This is a genomic window from Actinomadura sp. NPDC048394 (genome assembly GCF_040651755.1).
GTDB classification, from domain to species: domain Bacteria; phylum Actinomycetota; class Actinomycetes; order Streptosporangiales; family Streptosporangiaceae; genus Spirillospora; species Spirillospora montaniterrae.
This window is the reverse complement of record NZ_JBEZJL010000023.1, coordinates 62,255-82,218: the sequence shown is the minus strand read 5'-3', so window position 1 is coordinate 82,218 and position 19,964 is coordinate 62,255. Positions and strand designations below refer to the sequence as shown.

Sequence of the window (19,964 nt, the reverse complement as noted above, 5' to 3'; positions counted from 1 at the left end):
ATGTGGTTTGCCCAGCCTGTGACCGGATCGGCCACCCCATGGGGAACGCGGGCTGGAGACGGTGGAACCAAGTCCCGGAGTCTAGAGAGTACGCGAGACCCCGGCAACGACGTGACGATCCGCGACGCCGGGAAGTTCCCATCCCGTTACAACATGATCACTATTCGGGCCGATCGGCGCCGTCGTCCACCTCGAACAGCGTACCGGCCATGGGCGACGCGGCCGGTTGAGCGATGCCGAGATGCGCCCACGCGGCGGGCGTCGCGATGCGGCCGCGGGGCGTCCGGGCCAGCAGGCCCTGCCGGACGAGGAACGGCTCGGCGACGACCTCCACCGTCTCGGGCTCCTCCCCCACGGACACCGCCAGCGTCGACAGCCCCACCGGCCCCCCGCCGAACTTGCGCATCAGCGACTCCAGGACGGCCCGGTCGAGCCGGTCCAGACCACGCTCGTCCACCTCGTAGAGTCGCAGGGCGGCCTTCGCCAGCTCCCGCGTGATCACGCCGTCGGCGCGGACCTCGGCGTAGTCGCGGACGCGGCGCAGCAGCCGGTTGGCGATCCGGGGCGTCCCCCGGGACCGCCCGGCGACCTCGGCGGCGCCGTCGTCGGTGATCTCCACGTCCAGCAGCCGCGCCGACCGCCGGACGATCACCTCCAGCTCGGCGGGCTCGTAGAAGTCCATGTGCGCGACGAACCCGAACCGGTCGCGCAGCGGCCCCGGCAGCATGCCCGCCCGGGTCGTCGCGCCGACCAGCGTGAACGGCGCGATGTCGAGGGGGATCGCGGTCGCGCCCGGCCCCTTGCCCACGACGACGTCGACCCGGAAGTCCTCCATCGCCATGTAGAGCATCTCCTCGGCGGGCCGCGCCAGCCGGTGGATCTCGTCGAGGAACAGCACCTCGCCCTCGGCGAGGGTGGACAGCACCGCCGCGAGGTCCCCGGCGCGCTCGATCGCGGGACCGGAGGAGATCCGCAGCGGCTGCCCCAGCTCCGCCGCGATGATCATGGCGAGGGTCGTCTTGCCGAGCCCGGGACCGCCGGACAGCAGCACGTGGTCGGGCGTGCGGCCGCGGCGCAGCGCCCCGCGCAGCACCAGCGACAGCTGCTCGCGGACCCGCTCCTGCCCGACGAAGTCGTCGAGCTTCTTCGGCCGCAGCGCCGCCTCGATCACCTGCTCCTCGGCGCCCTCCGCGTCCGCCGAGACCAGCCGCTCGCCGTCCTCCATCACTTGGCGAGCTTCTTCAGCGCGGACTTCAGCAGCGCCGCGACCGGGGGCGCCTCGGCGCCGTCGAGGTCGGCGGCGACGGCGTCGACGGCCGCGTCGGCGTCCTTGGCGGACCAGCCGAGGTTGATCAGGCCCATCTGGACCTGGGTGCGCCACGCCTCGGCCGCGGCGGGCGCCCGCACCTCGGCGGCGCCGTCGCCGACGGGCCCGCCGAGCCGGTCCTTCAGCTCCAGGACGATCCGCTGCGCGCCCTTCTTGCCGATCCCCGGCACCTTGGTCAGCGCGGTCAGGTCCTCGGTGGCGACGGCGCGGCGCAGCGCGTTCGGGGTGTGCACGGCGAGCATCGCCAGCGCGAGGCGGGGGCCGACGCCGCTGGCGGTCTGCAGGAGCTCGAACACCGTCCGCTCGTCGTCGTCGGCGAACCCGAACAGGGTCAGCGAGTCCTCCCGGACGACCAGCGAGGTCGGCACCTTCGCGTGGTCGCCGACCCGCAGCCCCGCGAGGGTCGCGGGCGTGCACTGCACGGCCAGGCCGACGCCGTGCACGTCGATCACCGCGCCGTCCGGCCCGGCGGCGGCCACCTGGCCGCTGACGAAGGCGATCACTGGACGCTTCCTCCTCTGCTCCGGCCCCCAGGGGCGGTGGTGCTCCGGGCGGCCAGCCGCTCGCGCTCGGCCCGCGCCAGCTCCTCGACCCGCGAGACCTGCGCCCGCGCGAGCCGCCGCTGCGCGCTGCCGCGCCACACGTGGCAGATCGCGAGCGCGAGCGCGTCGGCGGCGTCCGCGGGCTTCGGCGCGGTCTCCAGGCTCAGCAGGCGGGTGACCATCGTCGTCACCTGCGCCTTGTCGGCGCGGCCGTTGCCGGTGACGGCGGCCTTGGCCTCGCTCGGGGTGTGCAGCGCGACCGGCAGGCCGCGGCGGGCGGCGGCCAGCATCGCGATGCCGGCGGCCTGCGCGGTGCCCATCACGGTGCGGACGTTGTGCTGGGAGAACACCCGCTCGACGGCGACGGCGTCGGGTCGCAGCTCGTCCATCAGCGCCTCGATCCCCCGCTCGACGCCGAGCAGCCGCAGCGCGTGGTCCTCGGCGGGGTCGGTCCGCACCACCGACACGTGCACCAGCTGCAGCCGCTTGCCGGGCGCGCCCTCGACGACCCCCACCCCGCACCGGGTGAGCCCGGGGTCCACCCCCATCACCCGCACGGCCGCTCCTTCGATCATCTGTTCGGCCGAACACGCTACCAACTCAGGATGACATCGTCCGCGTGCGGCTGGCGTGTCCCGCTAGAAGTAGTCGCTAGAAGTAGTCGAGCGAGAACGGCGTGGCCGCGAACGCGGCGGAGAGCGCCCCCGCGTCCCCGCCGGCGAGCAGCCCCACACGGCGCAGGGTGGCGACCGGTACGCCCGCGTACAGGGCGGACAGGCCCCGCGCACCCATGCGGACGGCGGCGGCGTCCGCGCCGGACCGTTCCAGCCGCCCCTCGCCGTCCTTGATCTCCAGGCGCCAGTGGCCCGAGTTGCCCGGCCGCTGCGGGTCGTCGATCTCCAGCGGGACCGTGACGGCGACCCCCTCGGGGTAGCCGCGCGCCTCGATCGCGGCGGGCGCGTCCACCACCCGCAGCATCCACTGGCTGCGCCGGACGGTCTCCTTCTCCCGCTCCCCCGGCAGCCACAGGACCGGGTCCATGGGCGAGATGCAGGCCTTCACCGTCGACGCCGTCGAGGAACCGGAGCCCACGATGGCCCAGAGCGCGCGCAGCGTCCGCTCCGAGGCCGCCACGGCCCGGATCACCTCCAGCGCCGCGTTCCCCTCGGCCCAGCGGTAGGCGAGGAACCCGTCCTCGGCGAGATAGCAGTACTCGTTGGGGTCGTCGAGGAAGCCCGGCCACATCGACTCGTGCCAGCCGATCGGCCCGCAGTCGCCGGCGGACGCGTGGGCGCGGCCGACCACCGCCGCGACCTCCGCCGCGTCCTCGGGCCCGGCGCGGCGGACCGGCACCCGCTCGGCGGCGATGCCGCGCAGCGCCTCCACCGGAAGCTCGATCTTGTGCTGGGCGCCGGCGTGCTCCCAGCCGAGCGACCGGTAGATCCGCGTCGTCGCCGGATACAGCATCGACACCGCGTGCCCGAACCCGGCGCAGCGCTCGAGCATCTCGGTCATGAGGCGGCGGCCCACCCCGCGCCCGCGCTCCTCCGGCGCGACCGTGATCCCGCTGACGCCGCCCATGGAGACCGCGCGCCCATGCCACCACTGCGTCATGTCGTGGATGCGGCCGGTCGCCACGATCCGGTCGCCGTCGAAGCCGCCGAACTGCCGTCCCGCCGCCAGCACCGGCCGGCTGCGGCGCAGCGCGGCCTCCCATTCCGCGTCCGTCAGCCGCCCGAAGGCACGGGCGCGGATGTCCCGGGTGGCTTCCATCTCCTCGGGGGTGAGCTCGCGGATCTCCATGATCCCGACCGTAGACCATCGCGCGGACGCACCGGGAAGCCGAACGCCGCCGCGCCCTCACGGGCGGCGGCGGCGTTCCCGGCGTGCGACGCGGCTCTCAGGCGTCGATCTTCTCCATCACTTCGTCCGAGACGTCGAAGTTGGCGTAGACGTCCTGGACGTCGTCGGAGTCCTCGAGGGCGTCCAGCAGGCGGAAGACCTTCTTGGCGTTGTCCTCGTCGAGCGGGACGGTCACGCTCGGCAGGAACTTGCTCTCGGCCGACTCGTAGTCGATCCCGGCCTCGACCAGCGCGGTGCGGACCGCGACCAGGTCGCCGGCCTCGCTGACGACCTCGAAGTTCTCGTCGTCGAGCTCGTTGACCTCCTCCGCGCCGGCGTCGAGGACGGCCATCATCACGTCGTCCTCGCTGGTGCCCGCCTTCGGGACGATCACGACGCCCTTGCGGTTGAACATGTACGACACCGAGCCGGGATCGGCGAGGGAGCCGCCGTTGCGGGTGAGGGCCACCCGGACCTCGGACGCGGCGCGGTTGCGGTTGTCGGTCAGGCACTCGATCAGCACGGCGACACCGCCGGGGGCGTAGCCCTCGTAGGTGATGTTCTGCCAGTCGGCGCCCCCGGCCTCCTCACCGGCGCCGCGCTTGCGCGCGCGCTCGATGTTGTCGTTGGGGACGGAGTTCTTCTTCGCCTTGTAGATGGCGTCGTACAGGGTGGGGTTGGCGTCGGGGTCGCCGCCGCCCGTGCGGGCCGCCACCTCGATGTTCTTGATCAGCTTGGCGAAGAGCTTGCCCCGCTTGGCGTCGAGGGCCGCCTTCTTGTGCTTGGTCGTCGCCCATTTGGAATGGCCGGACATTCAGTCAATCCTCCTTGCGCATCGCCCGGCGCACCAGATCGGCGAAGTAGTGGTGCACGCGGAAGTCGCCCGTCAGCTCCGGGTGGAAGGAGGTCGCCATGAGGCGACCCTGGCGGACGGCGACGATCCTACCGGCGTTCGGGCCGCTCTCGGCGCGTCCGAGGACCTCGACGGCGTCGCCGACGGACTCCACCCAGGGTGCGCGGATGAAAACGGCGTGGTACGGCGTGTCCCCCATACCGGTCAGCGGCACGTCGGACTCGAACGAGTCGACCTGCCGGCCGAACGCGTTGCGCCGCACGGTCATGTCGATGCCACCGACGGTCTCCTGCCCCGCCACGCCGTCCCGGATCCGGTCCGCCAGCATGATCATGCCGGCGCAGGACCCGTAGGCGGGCAGTCCCCCCTCGATCCGCTTGCGCAGCGGCTCCAGCAGCTCGAACGCGCGCGCCAGCCGCCACATGGTGGTGGACTCCCCGCCCGGCAGGACGAGCCCGTCGACCTGGTCGAGCTCCTCGGCGCGCCGCACGTTGAGGGTGCGCGCGCCGGCCTGCTCCAGGGCGCGGGCGTGCTCGCGCACGTCGCCCTGGAGGGCGAGGACGCCGATCGTCGGTACGGCAGCAGTCACGTGGGTGAACCTCTCAAGGGTCGCGCGGACGCGGATATAGGCAAAAACCGTGGACGTTCGTACAACACGGCGGGACGCGGTGGATCTTCCCCTAGGGCGTGTCCGCACCCGCCGCGTGCACCCGAGCCGTCGCGCGAGCGCGTGACCTGACCGGGGAGGCGAAGCCGGAGGCGAGCCTCCCCGGGAAGATCGCGAAGCGATGCCGCGCTCGCCCAAGACAGGTCGGGGTCCGAGCCGCCAGGCGAGGACCCCGGGCCTGGCTTGCCGAAATCACGCGTGCTTGAAGCGGCGGAGCGGGAGCTCCAGCGGCAGGAAGCCGTCCTTGCCCCGGTCGGCGATGCCGCGCCCGAACATGTGGGCAGCGGCGAGCGCGAGCCCGAACTCCTCGTGGTCGAACGGGAGCGGGACGTCCGGGGCGCCCGCGTCGATGGCCCGCCAGAACGGGCGCTCGGCGGGGAGCCGCTCCCCCTGGTCGACGACGACGCCGTCCTCCGCGGTGACGAACACGTCGCGGAGCAGCTCGCCGTCGGTGTACCAGCGGAACCAGCAGCCGCGGATGACCGTGTGCAGGACCAGCACGCCGCAGGACGCGCCGGGCAGCGCGGCGGCCGCGGTGTCGGCGATCCGGCGGGCGTCGTCGTCCAGGCAGAACAACCGCCGGTCGCACAGCAGCAGCGCCCGCTCGAACGCGCCGACGAACAGCTCGTCCTCGTACGGCCAGAGCGCGAAGTCCAGGACGGTGTCGCCGGTCTCGGTGAGGGTGGCCGCCGGGTAGAGGCCGCGCGCGATCCGCGCCGCCTCGCCGGGGTCGGGCACGAGGCCCGGCCGGAACACCTCGGTGGGTTCACCCGCGCTCGCGCACGCCAGCGCGACGGACCAAGCCATGCTCTCCCCTCCCGCGGCCGGGCACCGCGCAGGGGCGCCCGGTCTCCGGGGGGCCCGCCCCGGCGACCCGGCCCCTCACCGGCCGCGCCGCCAGCGTAATCCCTCCGGCGCCGCGCCGGGGAGGGGGCCACCCGCCTGACCGCCCGGTCATCGGACCGGGCGGCCGGGCGCGCGATCCGGGCACGCGGCTCGGGCACGGCCGGGCGTCACCAGCCGCGGTGGGCGAACTTCTGGTCCTCGCCGAGGGAGGCGACGTTGATGCCGACCATGGCGTCGCCGAGGCCGCGGGACACCTTGGCGATCACGCCGGGGTCGTCGTGGAAGGTGGTGGCCTTGACGATCGCCTCGGCGCGCTGCGCCGGGTTGCCGGACTTGAAGATGCCGGAGCCGACGAACACGCCCTCGGCGCCGAGCTGCATCATCATCGCGGCGTCGGCGGGGGTGGCGATGCCGCCGGCGGTGAACAGCACCACGGGCAGCTTGCCGGCCTGCGCGACCTCCTTGACCAGCTCGTACGGGGCCTGGAGCTCCTTGGCCGCGACGTACAGCTCGTCCTCGGGCAGCGACTGGAGGCGGCGGATCTCCTGCCGGATCTGCCGCATGTGCGTGGTGGCGTTGGAGACGTCGCCGGTGCCGGCCTCGCCCTTGGAGCGGATCATCGCCGCGCCCTCGGTGATGCGGCGCAGCGCCTCGCCGAGGTTGGTGGCGCCGCACACGAACGGGACGGTGAACGCCCACTTGTCGATGTGGTTCTCGTAGTCGGCGGGGGTGAGCACCTCGGACTCGTCGACGTAGTCGACGCCGAGGGCCTGCAGCACCTGCGCCTCGACGAAGTGGCCGATGCGGGCCTTGGCCATGACCGGGATGGAGACGGCGCTGATGATGCCGTCGATCATGTCGGGGTCGCTCATCCGGGAGATGCCGCCCTCGGCGCGGATGTCGGCGGGCACCCGCTCCAGGGCCATCACCGCGACGGCACCGGCGTCCTCGGCGATCTTCGCCTGCTCGGGGGTGACGACGTCCATGATCACGCCGCCCTTGAGCATCTCCGCCATGCCGCGCTTGACGCGGGCGGTGCCGGTCTCGGGCGCGTTCTCCGGGGCGGAATTCAAAGTGGACACGGGCATTCCTCACGTGCGCGGACGACAGTTCGCCTTCCATGATATTGCCTGCTAGCGGGGCCTTTCGACGCCCCCGCGGGGGCAGGCCAATGGGCGGGAATTGGCCGTTGACCGGCCGCCCGCGGCGCTATGGAATGTGGGGCTTGCCGTCGTTCAGCAGGACCACCCAGACCTGTCCGCGCGCGAACGTCATCGGCTTGCCGTCGGCGGTGGTGTAGGTGGTGCCGGAGGTCTCCGAGGGGCGCGACCACTTGGCGTCGTAGGCCTTGCCGTCGCGCAGCACGGTGGCGCGGCCAGTGCCGGTCGTCTGGATCAGCGGGGTGTAGCTGCCGAGGAAGTCGTGGAACTTGGAGCGGGTCGTCTTGGCGTACTGGACGACGACCGTGGCGCCGCCGAGCCGTCCACCTTCGGCCGCGGTGTCCGGTTTTCCGCCCCAACTGGCGAGCCATCGCTTCTGCTTGGCGGACCAGGTGAAGCCCATCGTCGCCGCCGGCCATCTCGCTGTGAACGAACCGGTCGGCTTGCCGCCTTCGGGCGCGGGGCCGAAGCGGAAGCCGATGTCGCGCGGCGCGGACGCCTTGGGCGCGTCCTTGAGCAGGGCCTTCGGGTCGCCGTAGAGGTTGTAGGGGATCCGCCTCGCGCTGGAGCGGGAGTAGGCGGATCCCGCGTTCTCCTGGGAGATGTCGTACACCGGCGCCTTGCGGATGTACTTCTTCATCTTGCTCTGCACGCCGGAGAACGCGAAGGCGGGATGCCCGAACTGCGGGAGGATGTGGAGGTCGGAGATGCGGGCGCTGCGGACCGGCCCGACGCGCTTCGGCAGCTTGGACGAGTACACCGCCATCAGCCGGGTCTCGCCGCCCTCCACCTGCTCGACGTAGACGATGTCGGCGGCCGACACCCCCGCCTGGGGCAGCGCGGGCTTGGTGTTCTCGATCTTCACGGCGAGGACCGGGTTCTTCAGCCCCGTGGTGCCCCCGTTGAACGGGTGCGTCGCCGGCGCGGGGGTCCCGGAGGACGTGCCGCCGTGCGCGCTCGGCGGCGCCGCGGTACCCGATCCGTGCGAGTCGGAGCAGGCCGCGAGGGCCGCGCCGAGCACGGCGGCGCCGAGTCCCACGGCCGCCCTGCCCCGTGCCGTCCTGTGCCACGCGTGTCGCATAACCCTCCCTTTGCGGCGATCTGCCCGAGGGTAGCGAACGGACATGATGCGTTCGCCCGGTCCGCTGTACGCGGCGGCCCGCCCGCGGCGATCAAAAGGGCGGCGCGGGCGCCGGGAGGTCAGATGCCGGGCGGGTCGTCGTCGATCTCGAAGAAGTCCGGCAGCGGCGCGCGGCCGGCCAGCGGCAGGACGCGGATCAGCGGCTTGCGGCGCGCGGCCCGCGCCTGCGCGACGGCGTCGTTGTAGAAGCGGCGCGCGTAGGCGACCTTCGCGGCCGACGAGGACAGCTCCTCCAGCACGTCGGTGCCGTCGCCGCCCTCCCCCGCGACCGTGCCGGCGAAGTCCGGCTGGTCGGCCACGGCCCGCAGCGCGCGCGACAGATCGCTCTCGGCGAACTCGCGGTTGTCGGCGTCAGCGGTCCGGGCCTCGTGCGCAGCTGTCGCCAGCACCAGGCTCGCGGCCGGGTCCAGCAGCCGGGACGCCGCGAGCTCCAGCGCCGCGGCGGCCCGCCTCACCAGCGCGGCGTCCAGCGCGGCGCGCGCGGTCTCGACGCGGACGTGCAGCCGGTCCAGCCGGGTGGCGCGCCACGACACGTACACCCCGACGAGGAACACGACGGCGATCCAGAACAGCACGTCGATGATCCAGTGGTAGAGCATCGGGCCGTCCTCAGGCGCCGGAGCCGGACTCGACGACGCCCGCGCCCGCGTACGCGACCGTCTCGTAGACCCGCAGCACGTCGCGGGCCACCGACGACCAGTCGTAGGCGCGGACGGCCGCGCGGGCCTCCGCGGACAGCTGCTTGCGCCGGGCCGGGTCGTCGAGCAGCGCGGCGGCCGCGGCGGCGAGGGCCTCGTGGTCGCCCGCCGGGAACAGCGCCCCGGCGCGGCCGCCGAGCAGCACCCGGTCGAACGCCTCGATGTCGCTGGCGAGGATCGGCGCGCCCGCCGACATCGCCTCGGCGAGCACGATGCCGAAACTCTCGCCGCCGAGGTTGGGCGCGACGAACGCGTCCACCGAGTGGTAGGCGCGGATCTTGTCCTCCTCGCTCACCATGCCGAGCACGATCACCCGGTCGCGCAGCTCCGGGGAGACGCGGGCGGCCACGTCGTCGGCGTCGCCGGGCCCGGCGAGCAGCAGCCGCAGGCCCGGGCGGCGGCGCCCGAGGATCTCGAACGCGCGCAGCAGCACCGGCAGGCCCTTGCGCGGCTCGTCCATCCGGCCGAGGAAGCCGAGCGCCTCGCCGCCGCCCGGCCCGCCGGCGCGCCCCCGCCAGCCCGGCAGCGGGGCGGCCATCGCGTACCGCTCGGTGGCGACCCCGTTCGGGATCAGCACCGCGTCGCCGCCGAGGTGCTCGACCAGGCTGGTGCGGGCCGCCTCGGACACCGCGATCCGCCCGTTGATCTTCTCCAGCGCGCTGCGCAGGATCGGCGCGGTCACCGACAGCGCGCGGGACCGCTCGTAGGAGGCGTGGAAGGTGCCGACGATCGGCCCGTCCGCCGCCCAGCACGCCAGCAGGCCGAGCGACGGCGCGGCGGGCTCGTGGACGTGCAGGACGTCGAAGCCGCCCTCGTTGATCCAGCGGCGCACGCGCGCCGACGACAGGAACCCGAACGCCAGCCGCGCCACCGACCCGTTGTAGGGGACGGGGACGGCGCGCCCGGCGGAGACGGCGTAGGGCGGCAGGTCGGCGTCGTCGTCGGCGGGCGTCATCACCGACACCCGGTGCCCGAGCGCGATCAGCGCCTCGGCGAGGTCGCGGATGTGCTGCTGGACGCCGCCCGGCACGTTCCAGGTGTAGGGGCAGACGATGCCGACGTTCACCGGCGCGCCTCTCCCGGCCCGGCCGGGTCCAGGTCGTCCACCCAGACCTTCTGCAGCATGTGCCAGTCCTCCGGGTGGGCGGCGATGCCCGCCTCGAAGACCCGCGCGACCTCCTGCGTCATGGTCTGGATCTTCTCCCGTCTGGCGCCCTCGGCGGGGACCTGGACCTCCTCGTGGACGCGCGCCGCCCAGTACTTCCCCTCGTACCAGAGTGTCACGGGAATGAGGGCGGCGCCGGTCTGCAGCGCGAGCGCGGCGGAAACCGCGGGCATCCGCGCGGTGGCGCCGAAGAACTCCACGTCGACGCCGCTCGCGGTGAGGTCGCGGTCGACGACCAGGCAGACGGGCCGCCCGGCGCGCAGCCGCTGCGCCATCCGGCCGAACGCGGACGCGCCGGTGTGCGCGAGGACCTCCATGCCGAGGCTCTCGCGGAACTCCACGAACCGGTCGAACAGCGACTCGGGCCTGAGCCGCTCGGCGACGGTGGTGAACGGGTGCCCGCAGGCGGCGAGCCAGGCGCCGGCGTGCTCGTAGTTGCCCATGTGCGGCAGCGCGAGGACCACGCCGCGGCCGGCCTCCAGGTTCGCGAAGATCTTCTTCTCGCCGGTGACCCGCATCCGGCCGACGATCCGGTCCCGGCCGTACTCGGGCAGCCGGAACACCTCCAGCCAGTAGCGGGCGTAGGAGCGCAGCACGCGCTTGCTGAGGACGCGGACCTCGTCGTCCACGGCGTCCTTGCCGAGGACGCGGCACAGGTTGCGCTCCAGCTGCCGGACGCCGCCGCCGTTGGCCTGCCAGGCGCGGTCGGCGACCGCGGTGAACACCAGCCGGGCGGCGCCCTCGGGCATCTTGCGGACGACCGTCCAGCCCAGCGCGTAGGCGGCGTCCATCACCTCGTCGCGCAGCGACGCGGGCGCGGAGCCGCCTGCGGGCGCGGTCACGGGCACGGCTCCCTCCTGGGCGCGGCCTGGTCGGCGGCGCGGCCCGGTCACGGGTACGGCGTTCGGCGCGGCGGGGTCAGCGGCGCGGCTGCGGGCCCGCCTTCGCGTGCGCCTTCTCGCCGTTCTCCTCGTCCTCTTCGTTCCCCGCGGCGGACGCGCCGGACCCCGCGGCGGGGCCGGACGCGGCGGGCTTCGGCGCCGGGTCGTCCTTCGCCTGGGCGTAGACCGTCGCGAACCGCTGCCCGACCGTGACCGTGCTGAGGACCGCCAGCACCCACAGCGCGATCGCCAGGATGTAGGGGACGCCGAGGCCGTCGAAGCCCGCCGCCACCAGGGCGATGAGCAGGCGCTCGGAACGCTCGGCGATCCCCACGTTGCAGGTGTACCCGAGACCCTCCGCCCGGGCCTTGGCGTACGACACCACGACCCCGGAGACCAGGCAGAACAGGGCGACGCCGGCGAGGCCGTGCTGCCCGTCCCGGTACAGCCCGATCATCAGCCCGGAGAAGATCGCCGCGTCCGCGACCCGGTCCAGGGTGGAGTCCAGGAACGCGCCGAACTTGGAGATCTTGCCGGTGACACGGGCGACCGCGCCGTCGAGCATGTCGAACAGCACGAACGCGGTGATCACCATCGTGCCCCAGAAGAACTCCCCGCGCGGGAACAGCACGAGCGCGCCGGCGGCGACGCCGGCGGTCCCGATGAGGGTGATGGCGTTGGGCGACACCCCGGTCCGCGCGACCGTCCGTCCGATGGGCGTCAGGACCCGCCCCAGCGCGGGCCTGATTCTGTTGAGCATCGCCGTCCGTTCTCCTGCTGCCGGAAGTGGGGCCGCCGGCATCGGCCAGGGGGCCGCCGTTGGCGCGTCCGATCGTAGTGCCGCCGCCGGCCCGGCGTGGTCAGGCCCGGGTTTGCGGCCCCGCGCGGCGGACAGAAGCAGGTTGTTTGCCGTTCACCCCTTGTGATCCCGCCGCACACGGGAAAGGGTGTTGACACGGGTGTGACGTCGGTCACGCACGTTGGACGAGGACGCCGCACTCGGACGTCAGGGCCGGGCCCCTCCGGGCCGGGCCCCAGCCGCACGCGGGCCCCCGCGAGGAGGCCCGTCCGAGGAGGTAGTCATGGCGGACAAGGGAGGACACCCGGGAGCCCCCGGCAGGGCACCGGAGGCCGGCGGGTGCGACAGGGTGCGCAACGTCGCGCTGGTCGGCCATTCGGGGGCGGGAAAGACCACGCTCGTGGAGGCGCTGCTGACCGCGGCGGGCACGCTGCAGCGGGCCGGCCGGGTCGAGGAGGGCACCACGGTCAGCGACTTCGACGACGTCGAGGTCCGCCAGCAGCGCTCGGTCAACCTCGCGCTCGCCCCGCTCACGCACGGCGACATCAAGGTCAACCTCATCGACACCCCCGGCTACGCCGACTTCGTCGGCGACCTGCGGGCCGGGCTGCGCGCCGCCGACGCGGCGCTGTTCGTGATCTCGGCGGTCGACGGGATCGACGGCCTCACCCGGATGATCTGGGACGAGTGCGCGCGGGTCGGGATGCCCCGCGCGGTCGTCATCACCAAGATCGACCAGCAGCGCGGCGACTTCGACGACGTGGTGCTGAGCTGCCAGGACGCCTTCGGCGAGGGCGTGCTCCCGCTGTACTTCCCGGCCGCGGACGGCGACGGGCTGAAGGGCCTGGTCGGGCTGCTCACGCAGCGCTGCCTGGACTACTCCACCGGCGAGCGCACCGAGTGCGCGCCCGACCCGCGGTACCTGGAGCAGATCTCCGAGCAGCGCGCGTCGCTGATCGAGGGGATCATCCAGGAGAGCGAGGACGAGACCCTCATGGACCGGTACCTGTCCGGCGAGGAGATCGACGTCAAGGCGCTCATCGAGGACCTGGAGACCGCGGTGGCGCGCGGCAGCTTCTACCCGGTGCTCGCCACGTCGGTGCCGCACGGCGACCACCCCGGGCCGGTCGTCGGGATGCTGGAGCTGCTGGAGGTCATCACGCAGGCGTTCCCCTCGCCCCTCGAACACGGCATCCCCCCGGTGACGCCCGTCCAGGGCGGGCCGCCGAAGGAGATCGGCTGCGACCCCGACGGGCCGCTGGTCGCCGAGGTGGTCAAGACGACGTCCGACCCGTACGTCGGGCGGATCTCGCTGGTCCGGGTGTTCTCCGGGACGCTGCGTCCCGACACCACCGTGCACGTGTCCGGGCACGGCATGCAGGAGCGCGGGCACGAGGACCACGACGTCGACGAACGGGTGGGCGCCCTCACCTCCCCGCTCGGCAAGACGCAGCGGACCGTCTCGTCCTGCGGCGCCGGCGACATCTGCGCGGTGGCGAAGCTGTCGCGCGCCGAGACCGGCGACACGCTGTCCGACCCGTCGGCGCCGATGGTGATGGCGCCGTGGACGATGCCGGACCCGCTGCTGCCCGTCGCGATCCGCGCCAAGTCCAAGGCCGACGAGGACAAGCTCAGCCAGGCGCTCGGCCGGCTGGTCGCCGAGGACCCGACGCTGCGGCTGGAGAACAACGCCGAGACGCGGCAGCTGGTGCTGTGGTGCATGGGCGAGGCGCACGCCGACGTGCTGATCGACCGGCTCAGCGCCCGGTACGGCGTCGAGGTGGAGCGGGTCGAGCTGCGGGTGCCGCTGCGCGAGACGTTCGGCGGGTCCGCCAAGGGCCTCGGCCGGCACGTCAAGCAGTCCGGCGGCCACGGCCAGTACGGCATCTGCCACATCGAGGTGGAGCCGTTGCCGTCCGGCGAGGGCTTCGAGTTCGTCGACAAGATCGTCGGCGGGGTGGTGCCGCGGCAGTTCATCCCGTCGGTCGAGAAGGGCGTCCGGCAGCAGATGGAGCGCGGCGTGTCCGCCGGGTACCCGCTGGTCGACATCAAGGTCACGCTGTACGACGGCAAGGCGCACTCGGTGGACTCCTCCGACATGGCCTTCCAGGCCGCCGGCGCGCTCGCGCTGAAGGACGCCGCCGGGCAGGTCCCGGTGCTGCTGCTGGAGCCGGTGGACGAGGTGAGCGTGCTGATCGCCGACGAGTACGTGGGCGCGGTGATGTCCGACCTCACCTCGCGGCGCGGCCGGGTGCTCGGCTCGCAGGCGGTGCCGGGCGGCCGCACGATGATCAAGGCGGAGGTGCCGCAGCTGGAGATCGTCCGGTACGCGATCGACCTGCGGTCGATGTCGCAGGGAACCGGCACGTTCGACCGGGCGTTCCTGCGGTACGAGCCGCTCCCCTCGCATCTGGCGGACAAGGTCGCGAAGGCCGAGGCGGTGCACGACTAGCGCGCGGCGGGCGGGGCGGGCCGGCGTCCGCCCCGCCCGCCCCCGCCGGCCCGTCCACCCCCGGGCTTGGACCACGCGGGACACCTCCGTTGATCCTTCCGGAGTCGTCCAAATGGCGGCGCGGACTCATCCCTGAGGGTGACTCCGATTTCGGCATCTCGGGCGATGGCGGGCGGTTCGCGGCGTGAAACTCTTACTGCGCCATGAACGACACGGGGGAAGACCGGCGGCCCGCCCGGCCCGGGCGCCGCAACATCATCCGGGGCCTCGGCCTCGCGGCCGGCGGGCTGCTCGCCGGCGGCGCCGGGTTCGCCACCGAGCAGGCCTGGCGGAGGGAGGACCCGCCGACCCCCGCGTCCGCGGCGTCCGTCGACTCCTGGCAGCCGCCCGACCGGCAGGTCGACGTCGTGTGGGCGGTGAACACCCGCCGCCGGCTCGTCGCGCTGACGTTCGACGACGGGCCGATGGAGCGCTGGACCCCGCAGGCCCTCGACGCGCTCGACGAGGCGAAGGTGCCGGCGACGTTCTTCATGGTCGGCAGCCGCCTCGCCCGCAACGCCCGCCTCGTCGAGGGGCGGCTCGGCCGGCACGAGGTCGGCAACCACACCTGGAAGCACGACGACCTGTCGAAGCTGAGCCTCGCGCACGCCTACCGCTCCATCCACCGCACGCACGAGACGATCGAGCAGGTCACCGGGCGCGCCCCGACGCTGCTGCGGCCGCCGTGGGGCCGGCTCGGCGGCACCACGCTGCACGTCGCCGCGCAGCACGGCTACGACCTCGTGCTGTGGTCGCTGCTGGTGCAGGACAGGGCGCTCGGCCGCGAGCCGGACGAGATGGTCGCCGCCGTCGTCGACAACGCGCGGCCCGGCACCATCGTCCTCGCCCACGACGTCGGCGCCGCCAGCCGGAAGACCGCGATCGAGCGGCTGCCCGCGATGATCCGCGGGCTGCGCGGCCGCGGTTTCGACTTCGTCACCGTGTCGCAGCTGCGACGGGCCGCGCTCTAGGCTTGTCCGGTGAACCCGTCCGTCCTCCGCCTGAGCGCCCGCGCGCGGCTCTGGCGATCGCTCGCCGGCGCGGCGTTCGTCGCCGCGCTGCTGTTCACGAGCGCCTTCGGGAGCAACGACGACTTCCCCATCGGGCCGATGACGCAGTTCGCGTTCTCGGTGAAGAACGACGGCGGGACGATCGGCTCGTTCTGGCTGGAGGCCGACACCGCCGAGGGCCGGCACGTCGAGCTGTCCCGGGACGCCGTGGGGACCGGCATGAAGCGCGCCGAGATCGAGGGGCAGATGGACCGGATCGTCCACGACCCGTCGCTGCTGCAGGGCATCGCCGAGGGGCAGCACCGGCTGCATCCCGGCGACCCGCGGCTCACCCGGATCTACGTCGTGGAGGAGATCAAGAGGCTGGAGCACGGCAAGGTCGTGTCGTCCAGGCGCGTCAACCGCGTCGTCTGGGACGTGCGGTGACCGCCGCCGCGACGCCGGAGGCGCCCCGGCCCGTCCGTCCCGCCGGGCCGGGGCCCGCCGCGCGCGGGCCGTGGGGCCGCTGGTGGTTCGGGCCGGTCCCGCGCGCCCGCGTCGCCTGGCTGCGGATCCTCGGGTACGCGTTCCTGCCGTTCGACATGCTGCTGCTGACCAGCAGCTCGCTGGCGCACGCGCGGCTGCCCGCCGACCTGTACCGGCCGGTGCTGGTCGGTCGGCTGCTCCACCTTCCCGCGCCGACGCCCGCCGCGATGTACACGCTGCTGGTCGTGACGCTCGCGGCCGGGTTCGTCGCCGCGACGGGCCGGTTCCTGCCGCGCCTGACGGGCTACGTGTGCGCCTGCGGGTACCTGTGGTGGGTCACGATCAGCATGTCGTACGGGAAGGTCGACCACGACCATCTCGCGCTCGTGGTGGCGCTGTTCGTCCTGCCGAGCGTCGGACGGGCCCGCATCGACGACGAGCGCGGGTGCGAGGCGTCCGCCTGGGCGGTGCGCGGCATCCAGATCTCGGTGGTGGCCGCCTACTTCCTGTCGATGTGGGCGAAGGTGAAGATCGGCGGGTTCCCCGCGTGGCCGAACGGCGCGACCGTCCAGTGGGCGCTCAGCCGCCGCGGGACGGCGTTCGGGCGCAGCCTCATCGGCTACCCGCTGCTGCTGAAGGCCAGCCAGTGGTTCATGTTCCTGGCCGAGGCGGTCTCGCCGGTGCTGCTGTTCCTGCGTGGACGGCCGCTGTACCTGTTCGTGCTGTTCTTCGCCGGGTTCCACGCCGTGACCTACGCGCTGATGAGCATCCACTTCCTGCCGCACGCGATCTGGCTGACGGCGTTCCTGCCGCTGGAGAAGCTGACCGTGCGGCTCCCCGCGGGGCTCCGCCGGGCCCTCGGCGGCCGGACGGACGCGACCGCGCCCGAGGCCGCCTGAAGCCACGCCGGGCCGGGCGTCGCCGGGCCGCGGCGGTCAGCCCCGGGCGCCGGGCCGCTGCGCGGCGGGCAGCATGCAGGCGGCGGTGCCGCCGGGCATCCGCTGCCGGTTGTTCGCGACGAGCCGGTAGACGGCGTGCGCGAGCCAACTCACCGGCGGCGTCCGCATGACGACGCCCGGGACGCGCCACACGCCGCCGGCCGCCGTCAGCAGCCGCCCGATCGCCTCCGCGCCGCCGCTGACCCGCCCCGCCCGGTCGACCCACAGCACCTCGTGCTCGGCGCGCTCCTGCGTGGTGCCGAGCGCGGCGAGGTCGGCGAACTGGAAAGCGACGACCTCGGCGTCCACGGGGACGCGGCGTTCGAGGAAGCGCACCGAGGTGGTGCAGAAACCGCAGTCGCCGTCGTAGACCAGCACCGGCCGCTCGCGTCGCGTCATGGCGTCCATCATGCCGTGCCGTGCGCGCGCCGGCGCCGTCAGTCCTGCGGCCAGGCGTCGGCGAGGATCTGCCGGGTGTCGCGCAGCAGCTGCGGCAGCACCCGGGTGTGCCCGACGACCGGCATGAAGTTGGTGTCGCCGCCCCAGCGTGGCACCACGTGCTGGTGCAGGTGGGCGGCGATGCCGGCGCCCGCGACCAGCCCGAGGTTCATGCCGACGTTGAACCCCTGCGCGCCGCTGGCCTTGCGCAGCGCGGCGAGCGAGCGGCGGGTGAAGACGGCCAGCTCGGTGTACTCCGCCTCGTCGAGGTCGCCGTAGTCGGCGACGTGCCGGTACGGGACGACCATGAGGTGCCCGGAGTTGTACGGGTAGAGGTTGAGCACCGTGTACACCGACCGGCCGCGCGCGACGACGAGGCCGTCCTCGTCGGTCATCGCCGGGATCTCGCAGAACGGGCAGCCCTCCCCCGCCCCCGGCCCGGTGGGCTTGTTCTCGCCCTTGATGTAGGCCATCCGGTGCGGGGTCCACAGCCGCTGGAAGTTGTCGGGCACGCCCGCGCCGCCCCTCTCCTCCTCGAGGCGGGACTGGTGCTCCGCGGCACCCGCGCCGGACGCCTCGTCGCGCCCCTGCTGCTCCACGGGCTTCTCCGGCTCTGTGGTCAAGGCGGCGGTCTCCTTTTGTTCACGGCCTGACCAGCAGCATAGAGAGACCGGGGCGCCGGCACGTAGCCGGGATGCCTCTCGCGGGCGGGCGGGCGCGCCGATGGCAGCGCCCCGCGGACGCGCCCGCAGGAGGGGCCTGCGTGACGTCCCGCCCGTCTCTCCGACACCATGGGTCGTCCAGCCGACCAGTGGGAGCGATCATGACCGAGCTCGAGAAGGGCCGCGCCGGGGACGGCGCCGAACCGCGCCCGGGGGCGGGGTCGACGCCGTTCTTCCCGGGGGCGCCCGGGCTGCCGGGCCCGGTGCCCCCGCCGGGCGCGCCGCTAACGGCACCTCCCGCTCCGGCCGCCCCTCCCGCTCCGGCCGGTGCGGCGCCGCGGGTGGAGGGGCGGATCACGGTCGGCGACGAGGTGGCCGAGAAGGTCGCCGTGCTCGCCGCGCTGGAGGTCGGCGGGGTCTGCGGGCTCGGGTCGGGGGTGCGGGTCCGCTCCGCGGGCGACGCGGTGACGGTCGACGTCGGCATCGCCGTCGAGTACGGCCACGTGATCATGGACGTGGCGGCGGCGGTGCAGGCCGGTGTGGCGCGGATGGCCGGGCTGATGCTGGGCGCGCGGGTCTCCGCGGTCAACGTGACGGTGGAGGACGTCCGCCGGTCGCCGGGTGCGGGCTCCGGCGCGCCGAACCCCGGTCAGGCGGGCATCGGTCAGGCGGGCGCCGGACAGGTGGGCGCAGGTCAGGCGGGGCGCGCGTAGCAGTTCTGCATCGCCACGCCGACCGACACGGTCGTCACCTTCACCCGCCGCACCAGCTGCGCGGGGACGTTCTTGAACCGGAACGTGTGCGGTTTGCCGCCCGACACGGTCGTCTGCTGCGCCTGGGGCGCGTGCCCCTTGATGGACAGTTCGGCGCGGATCGCGCCGCTGGACGACACGGTGATGGTGACGTCGATGTTCCCGCCCGCGGCGCGGTAGAACGCGGTCCCCTGCGGGCACCAGTCGGTGCCCGCGGCGCCGTTCTGGTCGGGGATCTGCATGCCGCCGCCTTGACCGCCCCCCTGGCCGCCGCCCGTGTAGGGCGAGCCGCCGCTGTTCTGCGGGACGGGATTGGTCGGCGTGACCGGCTGCCCCGACCCGCCCGGGACGACGCCCTGCCCGGCCGTGGGCGACGCGCCGGGGCTCGTCGTGCCCGCCGCGCCGGCGCCGTCCTTGTGCTTGTCGAGCAGCGGGACCAGGAGCACCACGATGGCGGCGGCCACGAGCAGCGCGGCGCCGCCGTAGCCGGCGACCCGGCCCCAGACCGAGCGCGCCCGCCGCGGCCCCCGCCGCCGCGGCCTCGTGGACTTCATCTCGCTCGTCTCCCCGGTCCGTGGCACGTGACCGTTGAGGCTACCAACTCCGCGGATCTCCCACGCCCGCTCCCGGCGGCCCGCCCGCCGCGCTCAGCCGAGCAGGCGCCGGGTCAGCTCCGCCAGGCTCCGCGCCACCTCGGCGGGCTCGTGCAGCGGCGCGACCGCGTGGCTGACGGTGACCCGCATCAGCGTCTCGACAAGCAGGTCCTTGACGTCGGCGGGGACGTCCGGCCAGGTCGCGTCGGCGTAGCCGCGGAAAGCCGCGACCACGTGCCCGACCACCGGGTCGCGGCCGCGGGTGGCCAGCGCGATCAGCTCGTCGTCGCGGGACCGTCCGGCGCCGAAGATGTTCCGAAGCAGGGACCGCCGCGCCGCCTCGGTGAGCGCGAACAGCACGGCCGCCTCCACCGCCGCCGGGACGTCGTCGGCGTGCCGCTCCATCCGCTCCTGGACGCCGCCGAGGAACGCGTCGACCTCCCGCTCGACGAGCGCGCGGCCGAGCCCGACCTTCGACCCGAACTCGTTGTAGGCGGTCTGCCGGCTGACCCCGGCGTCCCGCGCGACGCGGGCGAGGCGCAGCGCGCCCCAGTCCCCGTCCTCGACGATCGCGGAGGTGGCGTCGAGCATCCGCTCCCGGGGGCCGCTGCGTGGACACATCCCGCGATTGTGCCCAGTGCCGATCACGTCCCGCACGGAGATCTTGTCACTCGGTGGACAAGAGAGTCACGGC

The 19,964-nt window shown here is 73.8% G+C and carries 22 protein-coding genes; 5 read left to right on the top strand and 17 right to left on the bottom strand.

What is annotated here, in order from left to right:
- Positions 1-160: 160 nt before the first annotated feature.
- The 13 genes from ruvB to pgsA form a co-directional block, all read right to left on the bottom strand.
- On the bottom strand, positions 161-1,225 hold the full coding sequence (gene ruvB, locus AB0C78_RS18695) for a Holliday junction branch migration DNA helicase RuvB (RefSeq protein ID WP_360749206.1): 1,065 nt from the start codon (positions 1,223-1,225) through the stop codon (positions 161-163).
- Positions 1,225-1,830 carry a Holliday junction branch migration protein RuvA gene (gene ruvA, locus AB0C78_RS18690; RefSeq protein WP_151539458.1) on the bottom strand — a complete coding sequence of 202 codons (606 nt, stop codon included), beginning with the start codon at positions 1,828-1,830 and terminating at the stop codon, positions 1,225-1,227. Before ruvA ends, ruvB begins: the two co-directional genes overlap by 1 nt.
- Positions 1,827-2,426, bottom strand: coding sequence for a crossover junction endodeoxyribonuclease RuvC (gene ruvC, locus AB0C78_RS18685; RefSeq protein ID WP_360749202.1), 600 nt, complete (start codon positions 2,424-2,426; stop codon positions 1,827-1,829). The genes ruvA and ruvC overlap by 4 nt, the downstream gene beginning before the upstream one ends.
- Before the next feature lie 94 nt (positions 2,427-2,520).
- Positions 2,521-3,672 (bottom strand): GNAT family N-acetyltransferase, encoded by a 1,152-nt coding sequence (locus tag AB0C78_RS18680; RefSeq protein WP_360749199.1) that lies wholly within the window; start codon positions 3,670-3,672, stop codon positions 2,521-2,523.
- Between the two features lie 97 nt (positions 3,673-3,769).
- Positions 3,770-4,525, bottom strand: coding sequence for a YebC/PmpR family DNA-binding transcriptional regulator (locus AB0C78_RS18675; RefSeq protein ID WP_360749196.1), 756 nt, complete (start codon positions 4,523-4,525; stop codon positions 3,770-3,772).
- 4 nt (positions 4,526-4,529) lie between these two features.
- A complete protein-coding gene (gene pdxT / locus AB0C78_RS18670; RefSeq protein WP_360749193.1) occupies positions 4,530-5,153 on the bottom strand; it encodes a pyridoxal 5'-phosphate synthase glutaminase subunit PdxT in 624 nt (207 codons plus the stop codon).
- Positions 5,154-5,423: 270 nt separating this feature from the next.
- Positions 5,424-6,038: a hypothetical protein gene (locus AB0C78_RS18665; RefSeq protein WP_151539463.1), complete on the bottom strand. Its 615-nt coding sequence runs from the start codon at positions 6,036-6,038 to the stop codon at positions 5,424-5,426.
- Positions 6,039-6,244: 206 nt separating this feature from the next.
- The gene (gene pdxS, locus AB0C78_RS18660; RefSeq protein ID WP_225991471.1) at positions 6,245-7,159 is read right to left on the bottom strand and encodes a pyridoxal 5'-phosphate synthase lyase subunit PdxS; all 915 of its coding nucleotides are present in this window, start codon (positions 7,157-7,159) and stop codon (positions 6,245-6,247) included.
- 127 nt (positions 7,160-7,286) lie between these two features.
- A complete protein-coding gene (locus AB0C78_RS18655) occupies positions 7,287-8,276 on the bottom strand; it encodes a DUF3048 domain-containing protein (RefSeq protein WP_360749188.1) in 990 nt (329 codons plus the stop codon).
- A 161-nt stretch (positions 8,277-8,437) separates the two neighbouring features.
- A complete protein-coding gene (locus AB0C78_RS18650; protein ID WP_360749185.1) occupies positions 8,438-8,977 on the bottom strand; it encodes a hypothetical protein in 540 nt (179 codons plus the stop codon).
- 10 nt (positions 8,978-8,987) lie between these two features.
- Positions 8,988-10,142, bottom strand: coding sequence for a glycosyltransferase family 4 protein (locus AB0C78_RS18645; protein ID WP_360749182.1), 1,155 nt, complete (start codon positions 10,140-10,142; stop codon positions 8,988-8,990).
- A complete protein-coding gene (locus AB0C78_RS18640; protein WP_360749179.1) occupies positions 10,139-11,083 on the bottom strand; it encodes a phosphatidylinositol mannoside acyltransferase in 945 nt (314 codons plus the stop codon). The genes AB0C78_RS18645 and AB0C78_RS18640 overlap by 4 nt, the downstream gene beginning before the upstream one ends.
- A 76-nt stretch (positions 11,084-11,159) precedes the next feature.
- Complete coding sequence (pgsA, locus tag AB0C78_RS18635; protein WP_360749176.1) at positions 11,160-11,882, bottom strand: phosphatidylinositol phosphate synthase; 723 nt, start codon at positions 11,880-11,882, stop codon at positions 11,160-11,162.
- A 322-nt stretch (positions 11,883-12,204) separates the two neighbouring features.
- Here pgsA and AB0C78_RS18630 point away from each other — a divergent pair, with 322 nt between their 5' ends.
- From AB0C78_RS18630 to AB0C78_RS18615, 4 genes are all read left to right on the top strand, one after another.
- Entirely contained in the window at positions 12,205-14,373 is a 2,169-nt protein-coding gene (locus tag AB0C78_RS18630; RefSeq protein WP_360749173.1) for an elongation factor G-like protein EF-G2, read from the top strand.
- A gap of 203 nt (positions 14,374-14,576) precedes the next feature.
- On the top strand, positions 14,577-15,383 hold the full coding sequence (locus tag AB0C78_RS18625; RefSeq protein ID WP_360749170.1) for a polysaccharide deacetylase family protein: 807 nt from the start codon (positions 14,577-14,579) through the stop codon (positions 15,381-15,383).
- Positions 15,384-15,392: 9 nt separating this feature from the next.
- Entirely contained in the window at positions 15,393-15,848 is a 456-nt protein-coding gene (locus AB0C78_RS18620; protein ID WP_360749167.1) for a hypothetical protein, read from the top strand.
- Positions 15,845-16,786, top strand: a complete 942-nt coding sequence (locus AB0C78_RS18615) for a hypothetical protein (RefSeq protein ID WP_360749164.1) — start codon at positions 15,845-15,847, stop codon at positions 16,784-16,786. The genes AB0C78_RS18620 and AB0C78_RS18615 overlap by 4 nt, the downstream gene beginning before the upstream one ends.
- A 36-nt stretch (positions 16,787-16,822) precedes the next feature.
- Here the strand turns inward: AB0C78_RS18615 and AB0C78_RS18610 are convergent, their stop codons facing one another.
- Positions 16,823-17,224, bottom strand: coding sequence for a DUF393 domain-containing protein (locus tag AB0C78_RS18610; protein ID WP_360749161.1), 402 nt, complete (start codon positions 17,222-17,224; stop codon positions 16,823-16,825).
- A gap of 38 nt (positions 17,225-17,262) precedes the next feature.
- On the bottom strand, positions 17,263-17,775 hold the full coding sequence (locus AB0C78_RS18605; RefSeq protein ID WP_360749328.1) for an HIT domain-containing protein: 513 nt from the start codon (positions 17,773-17,775) through the stop codon (positions 17,263-17,265).
- Between the two features lie 311 nt (positions 17,776-18,086).
- Between AB0C78_RS18605 and AB0C78_RS18600 the strand changes: the two genes are divergently transcribed.
- On the top strand, positions 18,087-18,638 hold the full coding sequence (locus tag AB0C78_RS18600; protein WP_360749158.1) for an Asp23/Gls24 family envelope stress response protein: 552 nt from the start codon (positions 18,087-18,089) through the stop codon (positions 18,636-18,638).
- Here the strand turns inward: AB0C78_RS18600 and AB0C78_RS18595 are convergent.
- Both AB0C78_RS18595 and AB0C78_RS18590 read right to left on the bottom strand, forming a co-directional pair.
- On the bottom strand, positions 18,620-19,231 hold the full coding sequence (locus AB0C78_RS18595; RefSeq protein ID WP_360749155.1) for a hypothetical protein: 612 nt from the start codon (positions 19,229-19,231) through the stop codon (positions 18,620-18,622). The genes AB0C78_RS18600 and AB0C78_RS18595 overlap by 19 nt on opposite strands.
- Positions 19,232-19,324: 93 nt before the next feature.
- Positions 19,325-19,891, bottom strand: a complete 567-nt coding sequence (locus AB0C78_RS18590; protein WP_360749152.1) for a TetR family transcriptional regulator — start codon at positions 19,889-19,891, stop codon at positions 19,325-19,327.
- Positions 19,892-19,964: the final 73 nt, after the last annotated feature.